The organism is Olsenella sp. Marseille-P4559 (assembly GCF_900605015.1).
Classification (GTDB): Bacteria; Actinomycetota; Coriobacteriia; order Coriobacteriales; family Atopobiaceae; genus Tractidigestivibacter.
Map to the genome: position 1 here is coordinate 333,879 of NZ_LR027573.1, position 19,966 is coordinate 353,844.

The following is a 19,966-nucleotide window of genomic DNA, read 5'->3' on the forward strand; positions in this document are numbered from 1 at the left end:
AGGAGGGGCGGCACCGCCGCCGAGCCCAAATCGCCACGAGCCCCGTTTTGCGAAATGACGGTTGGTGGCAGAATCCGTTGCATTACTTATATGTCATGATGCCAGTCGCAAACCCCTGACCTGCGCTTCATCAAACCTAGAACCGCTTTGTACTCGGAGCGATCCCGAAAAACTGCCACCAACCGTAAATTCGTGCCAAACGGGATCCCACTCTCCGCCCCCGCACAAGAAAAGGCCCGCCGACGCAAGCCGACGGACCCAGACAAAACACGCGGCAACGAGAGAGACGCCTACTCGTTGTCGCCGCCCGTGGCCTTGGTGGCACTGACCGCAGTGGCAGCGTCCTTGGCGTCGTGCCACACCCAGTCGGTGAAGGCGGGGTGGTCGTAGCCGTTGTCAACCGCAAACTGGAAGGCATCCTGACGGAACTTCTCCCACTTGGCAATCTGGTCGGCCCACTTCTCGGCGTCGATAATGCGCAACGCGTCGGCCGCGAGCGCCCAGCGGTCCATGTGGTTCAGGCGCAGCATGTCGTAGGGCGTGGTCGTGGAGCCCTGTTCCTCGTAGCCGTGGACGTGGAAGCTGTCGTGGTTGGGACGGCCCCAGATCAGACGGCGAATTGTGCCGGGATAGGCATGGAAGGCAAAGAGGACGGGCCTGTCGGAGGTGAAGAGCGCCTTGAACTGCTCGTCGGTGAGGGCCTCGTCGTTCTCGGAGGCGTTCTGGATCTTGAGCAGCTCAACCACGTTCACCAGGCGGCACTTGACGCCCAGCTTGTCGAGGAGCTCGAGCGCGGCCATGGTCTCCTGCGTGGGCACGTCACCGCAGCAGCCAAGGACGATGTCGGGCTCCTCGTCGTCAGCGGTGTTGGACGCCCACTTCCACTCGGTGGCGCCAGCCGCGAGCTCCTCGCGGGCCTCGTCGAGCGTGAGCCACGTGGGGGCGGGCTGCTTGCCGGCAAAGACCGCGTTCACGCAGTTGGCCGAGGTATAGCAACGCTCGGCCACGGCCAGGAGCAGGTTCGCGTCGGCGGGGTAGTAGATGTTCACGACGTGATCGTTGTTGAAGCACTTGTTGAGAAGCACGTCCACAAAACCGGGATCCTGGTGAGAGAAGCCGTTGTGGTCCTGGCGCCAGACATGGCTCGAGAGGAGCATGTTGAGGCCGGAGATCGGCTTGCGCCAGGAGATCTCGCGCACGGTGGCCTCGAGCCACTTGCAGTGCTGGTTGACCATGGAGTCAACAATGTGCACGAAGCTCTCGTAGCTCGACCACAGGCCGTGGCGGCCGGTCAGGATGTAACCCTCGAGAAGGCCCTCGCACTGGTGCTCGGAGAGCTGCTCGATCACGTTGCCCACGGGCGAAAGGTGCTCGTCGTTGGCAGGGTCGTCGTTGAGGTCGCCGTTGAACCACTGCTTGTCCGTCACCTGGTAGCTGGGCTGCAGACGGTTGGAGGCCGTCTCGTCGGGACCGAAGATGCGGAACTTGTCGCGGTTGTTGTTGATGAGCTCGGCGGTGTACTCGCCCAGGACGCGGGTCGCCTCGGTGGCACCAAAGCCGTGGCCGCCGCCCTTGACGTCAATCTCGTACCTGGAGGTGTCGGGGAGGTCGAGGCCCTCAAGGAGCTTGCCGCCGTTGGTGTTGGGGTTGGCGCCCAGGCGCAGCTCGCCCTCGGGCATGAACTCGGTGACCTCGGGACGGATGGCGCCCTTCTCGTCGAAGAGGCCCTCGGGGCCATAGGACTCGAGCCAGCCCTTGAGGACCTCGAAGTGGGCCTCGGTGTCGCGGGCGGACGCCAGGGGCACCTGGTGCGCACGCCAAGAGCCCTCGGTCTTCTTGCCGTCGATCTCCTTGGGGCAGGTCCAGCCCTTGGGGGTGCGGAAGATGACCATGGGGTAGAACGGGCGGGACGCCTCGCCGGCGGCCGCGCGACGCTTGATGTCGCAGATCTTGTCGAAGACGGCCTCGAGCAGCGCCGCAAAGCGACGGTGGATGGAGGCGTGGTCCTCCTCGTCGAAGCCGGCGACGAAGTTGTAGGGGTGATAGCCCATGCCACGGAAGAACTCGTCGCGCTCGGCATCGGAGATGCGGGCGAGGATGGTGGGGTTGGCAATCTTGTAGCCGTTGAGGTGCAGGATCGGCAGCACGATGCCGTCGGTGAGAGGGTCCATGAACTTGTTCGTCTGCCAGCTGGTGGCGAGAGGGCCGGTCTCGGCCTCGCCGTCGCCCACCACGGCAACCGCGAGCATGCTGGGGTTGTCGAGCACCGAGCCATAGGCGTGCGAGAGGACATAGCCCAGCTCGCCGCCCTCGTGGATGGAGCCAGGGGTCTCGGGAGCGTAGTGACTGGGGATTCCGCCGGGGTAGGAGAACTGGCGGAAGAACTTCTGGAGGCCAGCCTCATCGTTGGTGATGTCGGGGCGAATCTCGCGATAGGTGCCGTCAAGGAGGGACTGCGCGGTGCCGGCGGGTCCGCCGTGACCGGGACCCATGAGGAAGATGGCGTTCTGGCTGTGGTCGCGGATGAGTCGGTTCACGTGGCCAAAGAGGAAGTTGAGGCCGGGCGTGGTTCCCCAGTGGCCGACGAGACGGTGCTTGACGTCCTCGCGCGTGAAGCCGACGGGGCCGTCCTGGTTCTTGAAGTCCGCACGCATGAGCGGGTTGGAGCGCAGGTAGATCTGGCCGACGGAGAGGTAGTTGGCGCAGCGCCAATACTTGTCGACCCACGCGATCTCGTCCTCGCTCACCGGTCCGTCGAGCTTCTTCCAGGGAGTTCCCAACACGGGCTGAGCCATACTCGTTCTCCTCTCGCTGGCGGCATGCTGTGCCGCTCACCCACCGACTACTACTGTCTGCACATTTCACAGTGTAGTAGGTAAAACGTTTTATCATCGTGAGAACAGATCGGATTTCTCAAGCGGTGCGTAAGGTCTGCACAATTGGGGAGTGCGAGGCAGGCGGGCAGCGCTAAACGTTCGGGATTTGCGGCGAGAGAGACCTTCTCCGTAAAACATCGCCGGTTAGACGGTCGTAACCGGTCGGAATTTACGGCAGCGCAATCATGCGTCGTCAACCCGCTTGAGCGGCAAGGATGCGCACCGTTCCCCACGCACGCCACCCGCGGCCAGCCGACCGCCATGAACCCACCGCCTACAACCACCGGACGCTGTCCTTCTCGACCAGCCGTGGCGTGAGCATGCGCTCGACCGACGGCGCAACCTCTGCATCGTCACCGTGCTCCCCCACGCGCGCGAGCATCATGTCGGCCGCAACCTTGGAGATCGCGGGCACGTTCTGCTCGATAGACGTAAGCGCCGGCTCGAAGAGAGAGTCGGCCGCGCTGTTGTCGTAGCTCACCACCGAAAGGTCGTCCGGCACACGCAGGCCGTGCTCGTACACGCGCTTGAGCAGCCCCAACGCAATGTTGTCGCTGCTCGCAAATGCCGCTGTGGCATCGGTGGCAAGAAGGCCCTCGGCCGCCTGCCAGGCGTCGGGAATGTAGTAGTCGCTCTCGAAGACCAGCCTGGGGTCAAAGTCAATCCCATGCTCGGCCAGCGCGCGCCTATAGCCAGCAAGGCGCAGTCGACCCGTGTTGGAGCCTGGGTTGATGATGCATGCCACCCGCTGGTGCCCATGCCGCAAAAGGTGATCCGTAGCCAGGTAACCGCCAAGCTCGTTGTCGTAGCGCACGCGGTCTCGGCTCACGCCTTCGATAAAGCGGTCAACCATCACAAGCGGCACCGGCAGCTGCGCAAGGGCGTCGATAAGCTCCTGGTCGGTGGTGAACTCGTCCGCAACCACGAGGAAGATGCCGTCGACCCCGCGGTTCACCAACAGGCGGACCAACTCGGCGTCGCTCTCGGACGAGCCTACAGAATTGGTGATCAGCAGCAGGTAGCCCCGCTCGCGACAGAGAATCTCGAGGTTGTTGGCGAGAGACGCAAAGTAGCGGCTCTGGATGTTAGGCACGACCAGCCCAAACGAGTGCGACTGCTGCATCACCAGGCTGCGCGCAATCTGGTTGGGGATGTAGTGCTTGCGCAGCGCGACCTCCTTGATGCGGCGGCGGTTCTCCTCGCTCACGCGGCACGGTCGGTTGTTGAGAACGAGCGACACCGTGGCAGACGAGAGTCCCACTTCGCGTGCGATATCCTTGAGCGTCACCTTTGCCATTGCCACATCCCGCCGCAAGTAGTAAGCCCGCATGTCGGTATAGAAGATAGCCTGAGAACAAACTCCACGCGAGCCAGGCTCGCAAATTTGGGATCTTGGGCTGCGGAGCCCGTCACTGCGGGACCACCCCGCATCTGCGTGCGGGCTGACTCCGCTCGGGCTACACTGTTAGCAGCCGTAACCCTACGTCTACCGGAGACCCCATGGAGTTCAATATCGTCACCATCGTCCTCATCTGCGTCGCCGCAGCCTACTTCATTATCGAGCAGGTGCTACGCACATCAAGGCTTGGGAAGTTTGCGCTGCTCCTTCGCTCCGACAAGTACGACGAGGCGCTCGACCTGCTCGAGACCCCAGGCTCGAAGTGGCTGTTCCCGCCGTACAACCGCGAGTACATGAAGCTCAACGCCTACCTCATGAATGACGACGAGAAGAGCGCCGCCAAGCAGTTTGACCTGCTGTTCTCCATGCGGCCCTCCAAGAAGCAGCGCGCCGACCTCGTCGTGAAGGCGTACCGCTACTACATGGAGCACGAGCGCTACAAGGACGCCAAGCCCCTGCTGGAAGAGATTGAGAAGACCGCCGACAAGTCCGTGGCGGATGAGTCACGACTCATGTGGGACATCTTTGCCGAGAGCGACTACAGCCACATCGACGAGATGGAAGTGCAGTACGAGAAGGCCAAGAGCGCGCAGGAGCGCATGAGGCTTGCGCTGCTGATCGCCACCCAGTACGAGAACGCCAAGAGAAAGCCCAAGGTCGAAGAGTGGCGCCGCAAGGCCGAGGGCGCCGCAAGGGAGCTCGAGGAGAACGCGCGGCATGTTGCGGAGAAGGGCGCGAAGGACGACCCAAAGGACACAGGGAGGAGGTAGGCGGGCGGAGCCATCAGAGCGACCATCAATGCCGCCCGACAGGCAACCGCCCCGATGGCAGAAGATCGCGGTCGTGCGTACGCACGACCTCGACTATCTGTCAATTTCACCTGCCAGAGGTCCCGTGATGGCAGAAAATCGCCATCGTGCGTACGCACGACCTCGATTCGTTACCATGTTCTTCTCGGCCAACTGGGCAAACACCAGAGTCCCGGCAGATTTACTTACTCATGCGTACGCACGATTGAGACTATTTGCCCGTCGGGACAAACCTGCGACTCAATTGCACCCCTGGCGGAGCCACGACCTGCAATTAAGCCGTAGTTTTCCCTTGGGCTGGCCAAACGGCTGGCCAAGCCAGGGCCAGCCCCTCCCCTAGTCCAGCATCGCAGGGTTGAGCATCACGCCGAAGTCGCGCGCGATGGCACGTAGGTCATCGTCGGTAATCGTCTGGCGCGCGCCGCCACAGGAGAGAACGCGCACGTAGACGCCCGCGCTCTTCTCGATGGTGTGGGCAAGCCCAAAGGCGGCATCGAAGTCTGCGCCGCTCACGAACAGGCCATGCATGGCCCAGACCGCGGCCTGGTAGGTCTCCATCTTCTTGCTCGTCGCACGCGCGATGTCAACGCCGCCGGGAACCATCCAAGGCACCACGCCCACGCCCTCGGGGAAGACCACCGGGCACTCCGTGGCACTCTGCCAGAGCGGCCGCGTAAAGTCGCGGTCGGTGAGCGGCAGCACGTAGGTGAGCGCGATCACGTTGGTGGCGTGGCAGTGGTAGATCACGCGGTTGGTTCCGCCGGTCACGCGCTTGCGCACGCTGTGGTTCATGAGGTGCGTGGGGAACTCGCTCGTGGGCACGCTGCCGCCGAGAAGGCCCCACACCACGCGCCAGCGCTCGCCCCTCTCGTCCAGCTCGCAGATGCCGATGTTAGCCGCGGGGTCAAGCGCGACGTTTCTCAGGTACTTCCCCGAGCCCGTCGCCACGAAGTACTCCCCCGCCAGGTTGGGCAGGGCAACGCCAATCTCGTGCCATCTGCGCGGCTCGTCAAAGAACGGTCGCGCGGCCTCCACGTCCTCCTCGCTCAGGCGATACGTGAGGTTGCCGCCGTTGCGCTCGTGCCAGCCCTGCAGCCAGCCGTCGTTGCACATGCGCGCGAACCCCTGCACAAAGTCCAGATCGACCATAGCCATGATCGCTGCTTCCCTTCTCGCCAGACCACCCGCCTACGCGCGGGCGCTCAGAACCTCATCCTCGTATGCCTTGACCTTGTCCCACAGTTCGCTTTCGACCGGCGCACCCTCGCGACGGCAGTACTCGTCCCACACGTCGCCGAAGGGCATGCACTTGAACTGCTCGAGCACGATCATCTTGCGCGAGTCTTGGAACGTGTCCTGCATCTCCTTGAGCTGGTCGTTTGGCTGGAGCAGCTGGAAGAGCAGGGCCTTCTCCATGGATCGCATGCCGCACGCCCATGCGCCAATGCGGTTGATGGCGGCGTCGAAGAAGTCCATGCCGATCATCGACTTCTCCCAGGCACCCGGCACGCGCACGATCTCGCCCGCAAGCTCGCGCAGGTCGTCGTTGAAGAGGGTCACGTGGTCCGAGTCCCAGTGCATGGGACGCGTGACGTGCAGCGGCAGGTGGTCAAAGAAGAGCGCCAGTGCCGAGAGCTTGTCTGCCACATTCTCGGTGGGGTTAAAGTGACCGGTGTCGAGAAGCACGCAGGCGCTCCCGCCGTGGCGCGCTGCCCAGCCCTCGTAAAGTTCCTGGTCGCCCACCGTAAAGCCCTCGACGCCGATGCCAAAGACCTTCTGCTCGAAGGAGTCAACCACGTGCGGCGCGGGCTCGGCATAGATGCGATCCAGCGCGTCTACCAGGTTCTTGCGCAGGCCATAGCGGTCGGTGGGGGTATCCTTCAGGCCGTCGGGAATCCAGAAGTTGAGAAGAACCTCGTCGTCCAGCTCCTCGCCGATCCTCTCGGAGATCTGCCTGCAACAGATGGCGTGACGAATCCAGAACTCGCGGGTTTCCTCGTCTGGCGAGCTCACCGTAAGGCCATGGTTGACACGCGGATGCGAGAAGAACGTGGGGTTGAAATCGATGCCAAAGCCGTGCTCGCGCGCCCACTCGACCCAGGGGCGAAAGTCCTCGTAGGTGAGTTTGTCGCGGTCGTGCCAGGGGTTCTCGTCCGAGAAGACCGCGTAGCTGGCGTGCAGGTTCACGCGCTTGGCACCCGGGACGAGGCTCGCGGCGTAGGCGAAGTCCGCCTTGAGCTCCTCGAAGTTGCGGGCACGACCGGGGTAGTCGCCCGTGGTCATGATGCCGCCCGATGCGGGGTTGTCGCCCTGGTCAAAGCCCTGCACGTCATCGCCCTGCCAGCAGTGCATGGAGATGGGCTTGGCAGCCAGGCGCGCGAGAGCGGCCTCGGTGTCGATGCCGTAGGCGGCGTAGCGGGCGCGGGCCGCCTCGTAGGCGGCGGGTGCGGCGACGGTGGATGTGTTACTCATGTGGTGTGACCTCCTTGATATCAAAGCTTTGAGCGATTGCCGCGCGGGCAGCGGCAAGGTCTGGAAGCTCCCCCGCAAAGATGAACTGCACGATCAAGTTCCCTAGGGCGGTGCCCTCCGTGGGGCCGGCGTAGACGGGAAGTGCGCAGGCGTTGGCCGTAGCCTGGTTGAGGTAGGCGTTGGCAGCGCCTCCGCCCACAATGTTCACGCTGGTAAACGGCGTACCCGTGAGCGCCTCCATCTGGTGCACCGTGCGCGCGTAGTCCGCGGCAAGCGAGTCGAAGACCACGCAGGCCACCTCACCCGTTGTCTTGGGTGCGGGCAGGCCAGCCTCTTCACAGGCGGCGCGCACCTCCCCCACCATCGAGGCTGGCGAGAGGAAGCGCGCGTCCTCGGCGTCCACAACCGCACGGAAGCCCTGCTCGTGAGCGGTGCTGGCGGCAGAGACAAGCTCGCCCCAGCTGGGGAGGGTCCCATCCGGGCGTGCGGACTCGCGGCGCACGCGCTGAATCATCCAGAGGCCCATGATGTTCTTGAGGAAGCGATACCTTGCCTGGTAACCACCCTCGTTCGTGAAGTTTGCCGCCGCGCTGACGGGCGTGGTGACAGGCGCCACAAGCTCCGTCCCCAAAAGGCTCCAGGTGCCAGAGCTTAAGAAGGCGGCGTGGTCGTCCCGCGCGGGGACAGCTAAAAAGGCCGAGCCCGTGTCGTGCGTGGCGGGAAGCACCACCTCGGCGTCAAAGCCCACGCGACGGGCGACCTCTGGGCGAAGGCGGCCCAGCGAGCAGCCCGGCATGCGGACAGGCTGGAAGATGTCTGCCGGCAGGCCCAGGCGGGCGAGAAGCTCGCGGTCCCAATCGCGCGACGTAGCCCCAACTAGCGCGGTTGTAGACGCGTTAGTGTACTCGTTGGCCTTCTCGCCTGTAAGGAGGAAGTTGAGGTAGTCGGGCACCATGAGGAGGGCTCGGGCGGAGACCAGCTGCTCGGGATGCTCACGCTTGAGGGCAACCAGCTGGTAGGCTGTATTGAAGGGCTGATACTGGATGCCCGTGCGCGCATAGTGCTCCGAGAAGTCGAGCACGCCCGTGCGCCCCAGCTCCTCCCGCACGCCTTCTGTGCGGGGGTCACGGTAGCCAACCACGCCGCCTACGCGGCGGTCGTGGTCGTCGAGCAGCACAAAGTCCACGCCCCAGGTGTCGATGCCCACCGTGGAAGGCGTGAGGCCACGCTGGTGGGCGGCCGAAAGGCCGGCGACGACATTTTCCCACAGGGCGTCGATGTCCCAGCAGAGATGCCCGTCTTTGCGCGTGAGGCCGTTCTCAAAACGGTGGACCTCCGTGAGGCGGATGCGGCCCGTCTCGTCCAGCTCTCCCACGATGGCGCGACCGCTCGACGCCCCGATGTCTATTGCCAGGTGGCGCGAAGTCATGTTGCCTCCCTGAGTGTTGGGCAGAATATCGCTGTCGGTGTCTACGATACCTGTCTGTTCCCTCTTTTCGGTTGTGACTTAGGTAATTAATACCATAAATTCGCTAAACATTGGAAATTGTTTTCCAACCGGCATTCGAGCGTCTCTAGGGAACCTGTCACCGGCATAACCCAACCGTCTGCAAACTATTTTCATATTTTTCTGAATTCTTGTTAACATATTCCATACCGAGCCAAGCACTTGCTGGATTCGTCATCATTTCGGGCCAGTGGCCCACAACGCCTGACAGGGGGAAGCACATGGCAGAGACAGCAACGTCCCAGAAGCCCAGGAAGGGACTCTGGGAGAGTCCCTTCACCAGCTCGCTCGCGAAGCGCGACCGCGTCACGCCGCCCGAGGTCATCTTTGGATACTTCCTCGGCCCGTTTGGCGGACTTCTCGCCTCAGGCATCTTCACGAGCCAGCTGCAGAACTACTTCACGGACGTCCTGCGCCTCGATCTCTCGTTCCTCACGGCGCTGCAGCTGGTCTCGACCGTTCTCATCGTCATAGCGAACCTCATGGTTGGCCAGCTCATAGAGCGTACGCACTGCCTTGCCGGGAAAGCGCGTCCTTGGATTCTGCTTTCCGCCCTTACCCTTGCGGCGTCCACGGTCCTCATGTTCTTCGTGCCGTTTGAGGGCACCGCGCGCATGGTCTGGATTGCCATAGCCTTCAACCTATATTACTCGGTGGCATATCCCATCTACAACACTGCCAACTCGACGCTGGTCGCGGTCTCGACGCGCGACACCGAGAAGCGCGGGACCATGGCATCCTTCACAAACATCGCCGGATTTGGCGTCATGGGCGCCGGCACCATGGTCTTCCCCATCCTCGTCTCGTTCTATCTCAAGGAAGACCAGAGCCTCTGGCTCCCTGCGATGTCCGCCATTGCACTCTTTACTCTCATCACCGTCTACCTGCAGTTTCGCTTTACACGTGAACGCATCACCGAGGAGGTGAGCGCCTCTCAGGCAGAAGGCGAGAAGAAGGAGGCGCCGTCGCTCTCGCGCCAGCTCTCCTCCGTGGCGCACGAGCCCATGTGGTGGATCATCATCGTCGCGTACCTGCTCTACCAGTTCAGCGGTGCCTTCAAGAACGGATCGATGGTGTACTTCTGCAAGTGGGTCCTCGACAACGGGTTCTTTGGGACCGCAGAGGCATGGGGTGCATCGCAGTCGCTCCTCAGCATCATGGGCGCGCTTCCCATGGCGGCAGCCATCCTCTTCGTAATCCCTCTCTGCAACAAGTTTGGCAAGCAGCGCGTGTGCATCGTGGGCATGGTGGTCGGCGTTATTGGCGGAATCATCGCCGGGCTTGGCGGAAGCAACATCGTGCCCGTTGCAGCGGGTGTCGCCATCAAGTGCCTTGGGTCCGCTCCGCTTGGCTACATGATCCTTGCCATGCTCGCTGATGTAATTGACCACATCGAGTACAAGAACCACATCCGCACCGACGGCCTCACCATGTCCATCTACAGCTGCATCGCAGTTGCCGCCACGCCCATCTGCAACGCGATCTTCTCGGGCATCCTGGGCAGTGTGGGATACGACCAGGCGGCAGATATTGCGCTTGGCGTTGCCGCCCAGTCTGCCGCAGCCCAAACGGCAATCGCCGGCTGCTACATCTGGGTCGAGACCGTGGCATTCGCTATCTGCGGGGTGCTGCTTCTGTTCTTCACGGTCGAGAAGAACCTCCCGGTGGAGCAGGCCACCCTCAAGGGGCGCAACGAGGGGGTGGCAGCGGGGGCCGAGAGCGCATAGCGCAGAGCTCCTCATTGAATCGCGCAGTAGTCCGGGCACCGCAGGCAAGTTGCGGGGCCCGAACTTTTCGTCTGCCGCTAGGCAACCCTGCCGGCTGTGCCCCCTGCCGGAGCCCCCATCGCTGGCCCCTTTCGGAGCCCCCTCTGCCTTTCTTTTGCGGAATCCGTGAATCGCGATACTCACGAACTGCGGAAACGTCCAGTTCGATTCACGGATTTCGCAAAAGAATGATATTGCCACCGCGCGGCATTGCCGACAACCGGATCGCAGCCGAGCGGGATTGCTGCCGACTAAAACCGCCGCCGGCAGCACCTCCGGCGGCGGCATCGATGGAGTTGGAGGCGAACCCGCTAGCGAATGACCGGAACCTCCAGCGTCGCTGAGAGCGTGCCATCGGTGACCGAGAGGCGCACGCCGCTCGAGTCCGGTGTCGGTCGCACGACCGCCAGGGCCTCACCAAAGTAGGTCTGGGCCTCCCCCGTGACAAAGCTGCCCTCGTTGAAGGGCGAGGCGCATCCAAAGCCGAGAAGGTCTCCACCCTTGAGGGAAGCCTTCAACACACCCCTCGCAAGTGGACGCGTCTCGCCTTCCGCCCCGGTATAGCGCACGCGGACAAAGGCGAGCCTACCAGCGCCAACGCCGACGACCTTCTCGTCTGCCCCACCATGCCACACGTCCCGGCGCACAAACCCGCCCGGCACGCCGGCATACTCGACCTCGGCACGAAGCTCCGTTGGACCCTCGGCGCTTCTCAGCGCATGCCGCCTCAGCTCGCGTCCATCCTCGTCAAAGGCAACGGCCTCGAGCATTCCCGGCTCAAACCTGCAGGACATTCGGGCCACGCACGAGCCCCTGAGCCTCCTGCGCCCGACCTCTCGGCCGTTGAGGAGCAGCGTCACCTCGTGCGCATGCGCGTAGACCTCGACGTTGGCGACCCTCCCCTCGCAGTCATCCCAGCTCCACGATTCGATGGCGTTCGACATCTTCCAGGCGCTCGGCGAGTGCCGCTCGCCGGTGTGGTTCACGGGACAGACGGCGAGGTAGGGGCCAGCCTCTCCGGCAAGCGCTACCCGCGTGTAGAGTGCCTCGCCCAGGGGCTTGCCCGTGAGATCCACGCGACCCGACCCCGCCGTGAGCCAGCCAAAACCACTCTCGCGCGGCGCGTAGTCCTTGTACTCCCAAGATCCAACGCCCGTCTCGCCGAGGTAGTCCATGCCCGCCCACACGAAGTCTCCTATGAGCCGCGGTTCCCTCTCGGCGAACTCGCTGAATCGCTGCGCGTCGGAGCAGAAGGTCTCGCTCCCCAGGATGAGCCGGTGCGGATACGCTCGCAGGTCGTGCTTGTAGCAGTCGATGCCGTAGTTGTAACCGGCAACGTCCATCTGCGCGAAGGCGTCGCGCGTAACTCGGTCGCATGCGGGAAGCGCAGCGCCCTTCTTCATGAACCCAGCACCGAGAAGTCCCGCCAGCCTGTTGTAGAACTCGCTGCCTACCGCGCGGTGAGGAGCAACGTCCTGCCGTGCGGCCCGCTCGGCCTCTCGACGTGCCTTCTCGTCGGAGTACTGGCCCAGCCCCAGCGAGCTCAGCAGGTTGAAGAAGATGTTGACGCCGCAGGTGACGGGTCGCGTGGGGTCCAGCGCGTGCAGGCGCTTGACCATCTGACGGGTGAGAAGGACGCCGCGCTCCTGTGCCGTCTCGGCAACCTCGTTGCCAATCGAGTAGAGCACGACGCTGGGGTGGTTGCGGTCCTTCTCGACCATGTCTTCCAGGTCCTTGCGCCACCACGCGTCGAAGTGCTCGACGTAGTCGTGGAGCGTCTTGTGGATGTACCAATGGTCCACGTACTCGTCCATCACCAAGACGCCAAGATGATCGCAGGCGTCGAGCAGCGCCTTCGAGCAGGGGTTGTGAGCAGAGCGCAGGGTGTTGTAGCCTTGCTCGCGCATGAGAAGGACCTTGCGCCACTCCGCGTCGGCATAGGCGCAAGCGCCCAGCACGCCATTGTTGTGGTGGACGCAGGCGCCTCGCAGCACGATTCGATTGCCGTTGAGGAGCAGCCCGTCGTCGCCCCACTCGAGGGTGCGGATGCCGCAGAGCGTCTCGGCGTGGTCGATGCGGCCGTCCTCACTAGCAAGGGCGACGCTGCATCGGTAGAGGTCCGGATGCTCCGGCGACCAGACGCGGGGCTGGGGCACCTCGAGCGTGAGCGCTCCGGTGCCATCAGCACCCAGCTCGACGCTGCCAGCGGCGACGGGCTCAGAGGAGTCTTCCGGCAGCAGTTCGACCGTTGCCAACCCAGTGTCGCTCGCCCTGAGGGCAACCCTGACGCTGGCGCAGCTGCCGTCCAGCGAGAGCGTGCGCACGGCGATGCCGTTTGGCAGGAGCCGCACCCGCTCACCCACCCACAGCGTGACGGGACGGTAGATGCCCGCCCCGGAGTACCAACGGCTGTTGGGCTGGTCCGAGTTCCTTGCAACAACGCGCAGCTCGCACGGCCTCCCGGGCTCTGCCAGCCCGTCGAGGTCAACGTAGAAATTCGTGTATCCGAAGGGCCTTTCCGCCACGAGCGCGTCGTTGACCCACACCTCCGCGAGGTGGTAGACCCCCTCGAACTCGAGAACGAGCGACTTGCCCGCCAACTCCTCCGGCGGAACCCAGGTCTTGGTGTACTCGTAGTCGCGCCCCTCGAACCAGCCGCTGTTCTGAGCCGATACCGCCTGCGGGCTGCGCTTCTCGCCAATCATCGCGTCGTGGGGAAGCGTGACGTCCTCGAGAGGCGCGTTCTTCTCGCCTTCGAGGGCAAGCCTTCGGAACTGCCATCCGTCATTGAACGACTGGGCCCTCATCGCTATTCCCCCGCTTCCTTGGCTGCCGGCATCGTGCAGACGAACGAGTACGTACCACACCACACCTCGTGCGCGCTGCCATCGGGCAGCACGACCTCGCACGAGGTGCCCAGGGGCACCTCGACATCGAGCGAGAATGCCGTCCCATCAAGTTTCCAACTGCTTCCAAGCCTGCCGAACGGGGTCTCCACCGTGCCGCTGGCAGACCGGAGGCCTCCCCCGACGAGCGGCTGCACGCGGGACCTGCGGTATCCCGGCTCGAGTGGCTCCAGGCCCGCCACCCGCCGGTAGAGGAAGTCTCCCACCGCTCCGCTCGCGTAGTGGTTGTACGAGATCATCTGATCGGTGCCGTCGTCGCCGATGGGGCAGCTGCCGTTCTCGTCCAGGCCGTCCCAGCGCTCCCAGATCGTCGTTGCGCCGTGGACCACCTCGTAGAGCCACGAGGGACACTCCGTGCACTCGAGCATCTTGAAGGCCACGTCCTTCTGGCCGTGGTCCGCAAGGGCGAAGAGGATGTACGGGGTGCCAGGAAAACCGGTGCCAATGCGGTATTCACCCTGCTCGACCAGCTGAGAGAGACGAGCCACCGCCGCACTGAGCTCTTCGCCCTTGAACATCCCAAACTGAATCGGCAGGACGTAGGCGGTCTGGAACTCCCGCTTGAGCCTGCCGTGGCCGTCGGTGAAGACGTTACGATACGCCCTGGCAACGCGCTCGCTCAGACGCCCGTACTTCTCGGCGGCGTCCTTCTCGCCAAGAATCTTCGCAATGCGCGCAACGAGGCCGCTCGTGTGCTGCAGGCTCGCCGTGGCCGTCCACCTACTGCGGCCCTGCCACTGGCTCATCTTCGGTACGTCGGGGGCAACCCAGTCACCAAAGTGGAGCACCGCGGGCGTGTGCCAGATGTAGTGGTAGTCACCCACGCCAAAGCCAGCCCAGAAGCGGCATGCGTCGACATAGCGCCTCATGGTTTCAAAGTTCTCGCGCAGTACCTCCTCGTCCCCCTCTGCCAGGTAGAGCGCCCACGGCACCAGGACGCAGGCGTCGCCCCAGAAGTCCACCGCCATGGGAGGGATGGTCGTGGGGAAGCCAAAGCCCTGCGACGGGACGGTCACGGGGATGCCGCCCGTGCGGTACTGCTCCACTCGCACGTCGCGGAGCCATTTACGCAGGAAGCGACCCATGTCAAAGTTGAAGCAGGCGGTTGGGGCAAAGACCGCGATGTCACCGGTCCAGCCCATGCGCTCGTCTCGCTGCGGGCAGTCGGTGGGGATGTCCATGAGGTTGGACTTCGAGCTCCACACGATGTTTTCCTGCAGGCGGTTAAGGCGCTCGTCTGAGCAGACGAACTCGCCGGTCTGGCGCAGGTCGGAGTAGAGCGCCCGGGCGCGCACCTCGATGTTCGCCTCGTCCACACCACTCACCGACACATAACGAAAGCCCATGTACGTGAGACGCGGCGAGAACTCCTGGCGCCCCTCGCGGCAGACGTAGGTGACGGTTGCCTTCGCCGTGCGCAGGAAGTCCGTGTTGAGCGTTCCGTCCGGCTTCAGGATCTCCGCGTGGCGCACGACGATGGTCTGGCCTTCGAGCCCATCCACGACGAGGTCGACGACGCCTGCGAAGTTCTGCCCAAAGTCGTAAACCAGCTCGTTGCCCACCTTGGTGCAGCTCTCGGGCCGCATGAGCTCGTGGGCGCAGACGGGCGCGCCATCCTCGGCGAGAAGCGCCGGGCTCACGTGCAGGGTCTCGCGCGCGGCCGGGCGCCAGGCGGCGTTGTCCAAGCTCACGCGTGCGTCGTACGTCTCGCCGTCGTAGAAGCAGGCCATGTGGCACGGACCGTCCTCGGTGACCTCCCAGCCGTCACCGGTCCCCAGGACTTGTGTCGACCCGTCTTCATACTCAACGCGCACCTCAAGAAGGAGCGCCTGCCTGTCGGCGGTGACGCGGTTCGCGCGCGTGTAGGAGAACGGCCCCACCGCCCAGCCGCCGGCGACGGTCACCACAAGCTCGTTCGTCGCAGCAAGCCGGTCTGTCACGTCATAGGCCTGGTACTGGAGCGTAGAGGCGTACGAGGTGAAGCCTGGCGCAAAGTAGCGCTCGCCCACGCGCTCGCCGTTGAGGGAGATGTCGTAGATGCCAAGCGCCGTGGCGTAGACGCGGGCACGGCGCACCCCGCCCTCGAGCGGGAAGCCATACCGAAAGACCATGGGCACAGGCGCAACGCCCCTCTCGCCAAAGTGGTAGGAGGCATCGCTTATCCACTCTGCCTCCCAAGCACCGCCGAGAAGCCCCGTCTCGAACTCGATCGTGCCCTTCGCGGACTCGCCAGCATCATCGGTTGCGCAAATGCGTGCCTGGTAGGTGGTGCATGGCGAGAGAGGCGCACCATCGTAGCGCACAGACGCCCGACCGGTGTCGCGCCATGTCCAGCCATTGGCCTCGAGCGTGACCTCGCACAGGCTCGCCCCGCTGCGGTCGCTCTCGAAGGCGAACGAGAAACGCGGGTGCGTCTCGTCTGTCACGCAGCCGTTCTCAAGGCCCTCACAGGCAAATCGTCGTAGTCTCAGCATGCCATTCCCCATTTCAAGAAGGGCGGGCATGGGACGCATCCCCTGCCCGCCCGCTGCTGTCCATTCTCACCGACGCGAAGGCGTCGGCCATGCGCTCGCTACTTGGTGCCCTTACCCCTGCCCACAAAGGCAGAGACCACAGAGAGGAGCCAGGTTACCAGGGACACCACGATGATCGCAACCGCCTGCATGGCGGCTTCGTGGGCCTCAACGTTGCCAAGCTCGAGGTTCGAGCCAAGGACCTGGGCCAGTGACTCTACGCGTGCGGAGATGAACATCACGCCCGCGACCGCGACGAAGGCGGGAACGGCAACGCGAAGGACGTCGGAGAGGACCGCCTTGGCGCCTCCTCGCGAGCCGCACCCTAGCGCGATGACCAGGACCTCGCAGGCGACTGCCAGGACGAGAAGCACGACGATGACGGGGCTGAGGTCGACATAGTACGCGCGGGTCGCGTTCATGACATAGAGCACGAACGTCACGATGCTCAGCAGGCAGACGCTGACGTAGAGCACACCCGCTGCCCCCAAAGACTTCTTCTCAGAACCCATTAGTTCTCCTCCTTAGCTTCCTTCTCGTCACGCGCGCCCTTCACGGCGTCGCGCACGTACAGCGCGCCGAACACGGCGGCAAGTCCATAGCCGGCGACCGTGGCTCCGTTGAGCGCGGCCTCCCACCAGGGCGTGACCCTCACGGTCTTGATGTTCTGGGCGGCACTCTGGGCAAACGCATAGAGCTGGTACTTCATGTTCTGGCGGGCGTACTCGACGAGCGTCGCATCCGAGACGATGAGGTCGTGGGTCATGTAAGGCCAGCTCTCCTGGACGTCTGCCAGGGTCTCGTCGGTCGAGAAGTCGGCCATCATCGTCACGCCACCGTAGATGCACATCTCGGGACGGAAGTAGCCAGGGTTGCTCACCATGTCGGTCGACATGAGACCGTTGAAGCCCCACTCACCGCGAAGGATGTTGCGCAGGAGGCCCCACGATCCGTTGACGGGCGTCGCGCCGACCCTACCGAAGGCGGTCATGATTCCAAGGGCGCCAGCATCCTCGAAGGAGGCGCGGAAGGCGCGCAGCTCGCCCTCGCGGGCCTTCTGCTCGGTGAAGTAGGGAGCAATGCCTCCGCGCCTCGACTCCTGGTCGTTGAAGGCAAAGTGCTTGGGGCCGATGATCACGCCGTACTCGAGCGCACCCTCAACCGTGCGGACGGACATGGCGCTCGAGAGCACCGGATCCTCTGAGTAGTACTCGAAGTTGCGTCCGTTGTAGGGGCAGCGGTGAATGTTGGCAGCGGCACCCCAAAGCAGGTAGTTGCCACTCCAGAGGCCATCGTTGCCCAGCAGCTCGCCCCAGCTCTTTGCGATGTCCTCGCTGAAGGTGCTTGCGATGGCCGTCTCGCTTGCCATGGTATTGAGGACATAGGAGGCATTTGCGTCGTCGGTGTGGAGGCCGCGGCCAGAGATCGTAGTGTTGAAGCCATTGGGGCCGTCGTTCTGGTAGACGACGGGATTCTGGATCTCGGGGATAAGGTCGGACTGGCTTCCGCCCTTGATGATCTTTGCGAACAGCGTGTCCACGGGGATCTCGTCCACGAGCCTGTCCCACTGGGAGTCGTCGACGTTGTCATCTCCCGCGAGGTCGGCGAGAGTCAGGCCCGCCGAGGCGCCGTCGATGTCAGTGACCTCGCCGTTCTGGGTAATCTCGTACTGCTCGCAGCAGAGGTTCTTGATCCACTCCTCTTGCTTGTCACCGTCGATTGTCAGGTCGTCGTAGGTGCGGGGGAAAGTGCCGTTCCAATCGCTTCTCGTGAGCTGGGTGGCGTAGTCCGGCTTGTAGTAGTTCACGTCGGCGCTCGCGAGCTGATTCGTAACCTCGGTGCCATTCTTCGACTTCGAGAGCGTCGAGTCATCGACGGTGCCCTCGGAGCCAATGGACTTGATGCTCACCATGGACGCGTCGCCCTCCGCGCCCTTGCCCTGGGCAGCCAGGACGTTGTTCACGGCTGCATGGGCGTTCTCGGCAATGAGGAAGCAGTAGTCTCCCCCATCGAGAATCCAGCCACCCTTGCCGCTCTTTGCGAAGACATCCCAGCTGGCCATGTCATACAGGTCGGCGGTGATGGTGAGCTGCTGGTCGTCACCTGGCTTGAGCTCGTCGGTCTTCGCGATGCCAATGAGCTGGATCGCGGACTTCTCGACGCCCGCCTTCTTGTCGTAGTCGGTGTAGGGCACGGAGACGTAGAGCTGAACGACATGCTTGCCAGCTACGGAGCCGTTGTTGGTGACGGTAACCTTTGCGGTGACGGTCTTCTCGTCCATGTTCACCTGGACGTCGTCGAGCGTCTGCTGGAAGGTGGTGTAGGACAGGCCATAGCCGAAGGGATAGGCGACCTCCTTATCGTAGTCCCATGATGAGGCACCGTTGGAGGCTCCGGCAGAACCGGTCGCGTTGCCTCCGCCGACCACGGCATCGTAGTAGCGGGTCTCGTAGTACTTGTAGCCGGTGTAGATTCCCTCTGCCTCGATGAGGTAGTAGGCGGATGCCGTGCTGTTCTCGCCACCGAGGAAGCCGCCCGCGATGTCGGTGCCCATGGTGCCCATAAGCGAGCCTGGCCAGGTGATCATGGACGTGTCGGCGATTTTGATGGAACCGAAGTTCTGCGATGCGGGGGCCATGGCGGTGTCCACAGCGAAGGTGTCGGGGAGGCAGGCCGAGGGGCTCACGGTACCATCGAGGACGTCTGCCACGCCGAGCATGCCATACGCGCCGGGGAAGCCGATGTTGAGGATGGCGGTGATCTTGGAGGCGTCCTTGAGGTCGCCCAGCTCCATGGTTGAGCCGCTATTGACGAGCACAACCACCTTGTCGAAGTGCTCCTCGGCGAGCTGGATGAGGGCGCGCTCGTTGGTGCAGATTCCCAAGGGGTTCTTAGTTCCATAGGTCTCGGCGTCGATGCCTGCGGCACCGGGGTAGTAATCGCTGCCCTCAGAACCGGGACGGGAGAGCACCACGATCGCTGCGTCTCCGTACTCAGCGAAGCTGCTGGCAAAGTCCTCGCTTGCGCCACCCTCGCTAACGTAGGTGTCGAAGGACGGCTCGTTAGGCACGTAGGGGGTCGCAAAACCAGCGGGGCGATACTTGTAGGAGACGGACTTCATCCAGGGCGTCGGGTTGGCGGCGGCGGTGTCCTCGACGGCGCCAAGGGTCTCGTAGATGCCGGTCATGGTGGGGTTGAGCTCAAAGCCCGCCTGTTCGAGTGCTGTCACCAGATCGACCGCGGCGTCAGTGGTAATTGTTGAGCCCATCTTGCCGCCCAGGAAGGGGTACATGGAGCCCATCCCCAGGAGCGTCACCTTTGCACCCTTTGCAAGCGGCAGCGCCTGGCCCTCGTTCTTCATGAGGACGGTGCCCTCCTGGCCAACGCGGCGCCCCAGATCCTCGTGTGCCTTAATCAGGTCATCGGTCGTCGCGATGCTCGGAGTGAACTTGTCATCCGCCGTCTGCTCGGAGCTCGTCGTACCCAGAGCGGAGTCGATGGTCCCCCTCCAGGAGTCCACAACGCCGTGCAAGCCCGTCAGTCCAAGGCCGGCAGACAGTGCAAGGGCAACGGCACCACGGCGCGTGACCTGCTTCTGTTCAATCCCCATCTGATTGCTCCCTCCAAATGCGTGATTGCCGGCCGCAAACTCGTTCGCCGCTTACGCGGCCCTTCATGTGGCCAGTCTCTGCGGCACTCATGCCGTTTTCATAAAAAA

The 19,966-nt window shown here is 63.6% G+C and carries 11 protein-coding genes; 2 read left to right on the top strand and 9 right to left on the bottom strand.

The features are described 5' to 3' along the window. Positions 1-290 precede the first annotated feature (290 nt). Positions 291-2,795, bottom strand: a complete 2,505-nt coding sequence (locus E0E00_RS01520) for a phosphoketolase (protein WP_130810760.1) — start codon at positions 2,793-2,795, stop codon at positions 291-293. A 355-nt stretch (positions 2,796-3,150) separates the two neighbouring features. Beyond that, positions 3,151-4,173, bottom strand: a complete 1,023-nt coding sequence (locus tag E0E00_RS01525) for a LacI family DNA-binding transcriptional regulator (protein WP_130810762.1) — start codon at positions 4,171-4,173, stop codon at positions 3,151-3,153. A 203-nt stretch (positions 4,174-4,376) separates the two neighbouring features. Here E0E00_RS01525 and E0E00_RS01530 point away from each other — a divergent pair, with 203 nt between their 5' ends. Next, the gene (locus E0E00_RS01530; RefSeq protein WP_130810764.1) at positions 4,377-5,045 is read left to right on the top strand and encodes a hypothetical protein; all 669 of its coding nucleotides are present in this window, start codon (positions 4,377-4,379) and stop codon (positions 5,043-5,045) included. A 375-nt stretch (positions 5,046-5,420) separates the two neighbouring features. On the opposite strand, the gene rhaD is transcribed toward E0E00_RS01530, so the two are convergent. Genes rhaD through rhaB form a run of 3 tightly spaced genes read right to left on the bottom strand, consistent with a single transcriptional unit; the run spans position 5,421 to position 8,985 of the window. Next, positions 5,421-6,239: a rhamnulose-1-phosphate aldolase gene (rhaD, locus tag E0E00_RS01535; RefSeq protein WP_130810766.1), complete on the bottom strand. Its 819-nt coding sequence runs from the start codon at positions 6,237-6,239 to the stop codon at positions 5,421-5,423. Between the two features lie 33 nt (positions 6,240-6,272). Continuing rightward, positions 6,273-7,556 (bottom strand): L-rhamnose isomerase, encoded by a 1,284-nt coding sequence (locus E0E00_RS01540; RefSeq protein WP_130810768.1) that lies wholly within the window; start codon positions 7,554-7,556, stop codon positions 6,273-6,275. Continuing rightward, positions 7,549-8,985, bottom strand: a complete 1,437-nt coding sequence (rhaB, locus tag E0E00_RS01545) for a rhamnulokinase (RefSeq protein ID WP_130810770.1) — start codon at positions 8,983-8,985, stop codon at positions 7,549-7,551. Before rhaB ends, E0E00_RS01540 begins: the two co-directional genes overlap by 8 nt. A gap of 299 nt (positions 8,986-9,284) precedes the next feature. Between rhaB and E0E00_RS01550 the strand changes: the two genes are divergently transcribed. Further along, positions 9,285-10,790, top strand: coding sequence for an MFS transporter (locus E0E00_RS01550; RefSeq protein WP_130810773.1), 1,506 nt, complete (start codon positions 9,285-9,287; stop codon positions 10,788-10,790). 350 nt (positions 10,791-11,140) lie between these two features. Here the strand turns inward: E0E00_RS01550 and E0E00_RS01555 are convergent, their stop codons facing one another. From E0E00_RS01555 to E0E00_RS01570, 4 genes are all read right to left on the bottom strand, one after another. Then, on the bottom strand, positions 11,141-13,636 hold the full coding sequence (locus tag E0E00_RS01555; protein WP_130810775.1) for a glycoside hydrolase family 2 TIM barrel-domain containing protein: 2,496 nt from the start codon (positions 13,634-13,636) through the stop codon (positions 11,141-11,143). Between the two features lie 2 nt (positions 13,637-13,638). Next, entirely contained in the window at positions 13,639-16,209 is a 2,571-nt protein-coding gene (locus E0E00_RS01560; protein WP_130811636.1) for an alpha-L-rhamnosidase, read from the bottom strand. Between the two features lie 98 nt (positions 16,210-16,307). Next, positions 16,308-16,760, bottom strand: a complete 453-nt coding sequence (locus E0E00_RS01565) for a hypothetical protein (RefSeq protein WP_130810777.1) — start codon at positions 16,758-16,760, stop codon at positions 16,308-16,310. After that, a complete protein-coding gene (locus E0E00_RS01570; RefSeq protein WP_130810779.1) occupies positions 16,760-19,858 on the bottom strand; it encodes a glycoside hydrolase family 3 C-terminal domain-containing protein in 3,099 nt (1,032 codons plus the stop codon). Before E0E00_RS01570 ends, E0E00_RS01565 begins: the two co-directional genes overlap by 1 nt. Between the last annotated feature and the right edge of the window lie 108 nt (positions 19,859-19,966).

Bases quoted from the DNA above. Each gene is read 5' to 3' on its own strand.
- E0E00_RS01520 (WP_130810760.1), bottom strand. From the start codon at position 2,795: ATGGCTCAGCCCGTGTTGGGAACTCCCTGGAAGAAGCTCGACGGACCG.
- E0E00_RS01525 (WP_130810762.1), bottom strand. From the start codon at position 4,173: ATGGCAAAGGTGACGCTCAAGGATATCGCACGCGAAGTGGGACTCTCG.
- E0E00_RS01530 (WP_130810764.1), top strand. From the start codon at position 4,377: ATGGAGTTCAATATCGTCACCATCGTCCTCATCTGCGTCGCCGCAGCC.
- rhaD (WP_130810766.1), bottom strand. From the start codon at position 6,239: ATGGCTATGGTCGATCTGGACTTTGTGCAGGGGTTCGCGCGCATGTGC.
- E0E00_RS01540 (WP_130810768.1), bottom strand. From the start codon at position 7,556: ATGAGTAACACATCCACCGTCGCCGCACCCGCCGCCTACGAGGCGGCC.
- rhaB (WP_130810770.1), bottom strand. From the start codon at position 8,985: ATGACTTCGCGCCACCTGGCAATAGACATCGGGGCGTCGAGCGGTCGC.
- E0E00_RS01550 (WP_130810773.1), top strand. From the start codon at position 9,285: ATGGCAGAGACAGCAACGTCCCAGAAGCCCAGGAAGGGACTCTGGGAG.
- E0E00_RS01555 (WP_130810775.1), bottom strand. From the start codon at position 13,636: ATGAGGGCCCAGTCGTTCAATGACGGATGGCAGTTCCGAAGGCTTGCC.
- E0E00_RS01560 (WP_130811636.1), bottom strand. From the start codon at position 16,209: ATGCTGAGACTACGACGATTTGCCTGTGAGGGCCTTGAGAACGGCTGC.
- E0E00_RS01565 (WP_130810777.1), bottom strand. From the start codon at position 16,760: ATGGGTTCTGAGAAGAAGTCTTTGGGGGCAGCGGGTGTGCTCTACGTC.
- E0E00_RS01570 (WP_130810779.1), bottom strand. From the start codon at position 19,858: ATGGGGATTGAACAGAAGCAGGTCACGCGCCGTGGTGCCGTTGCCCTT.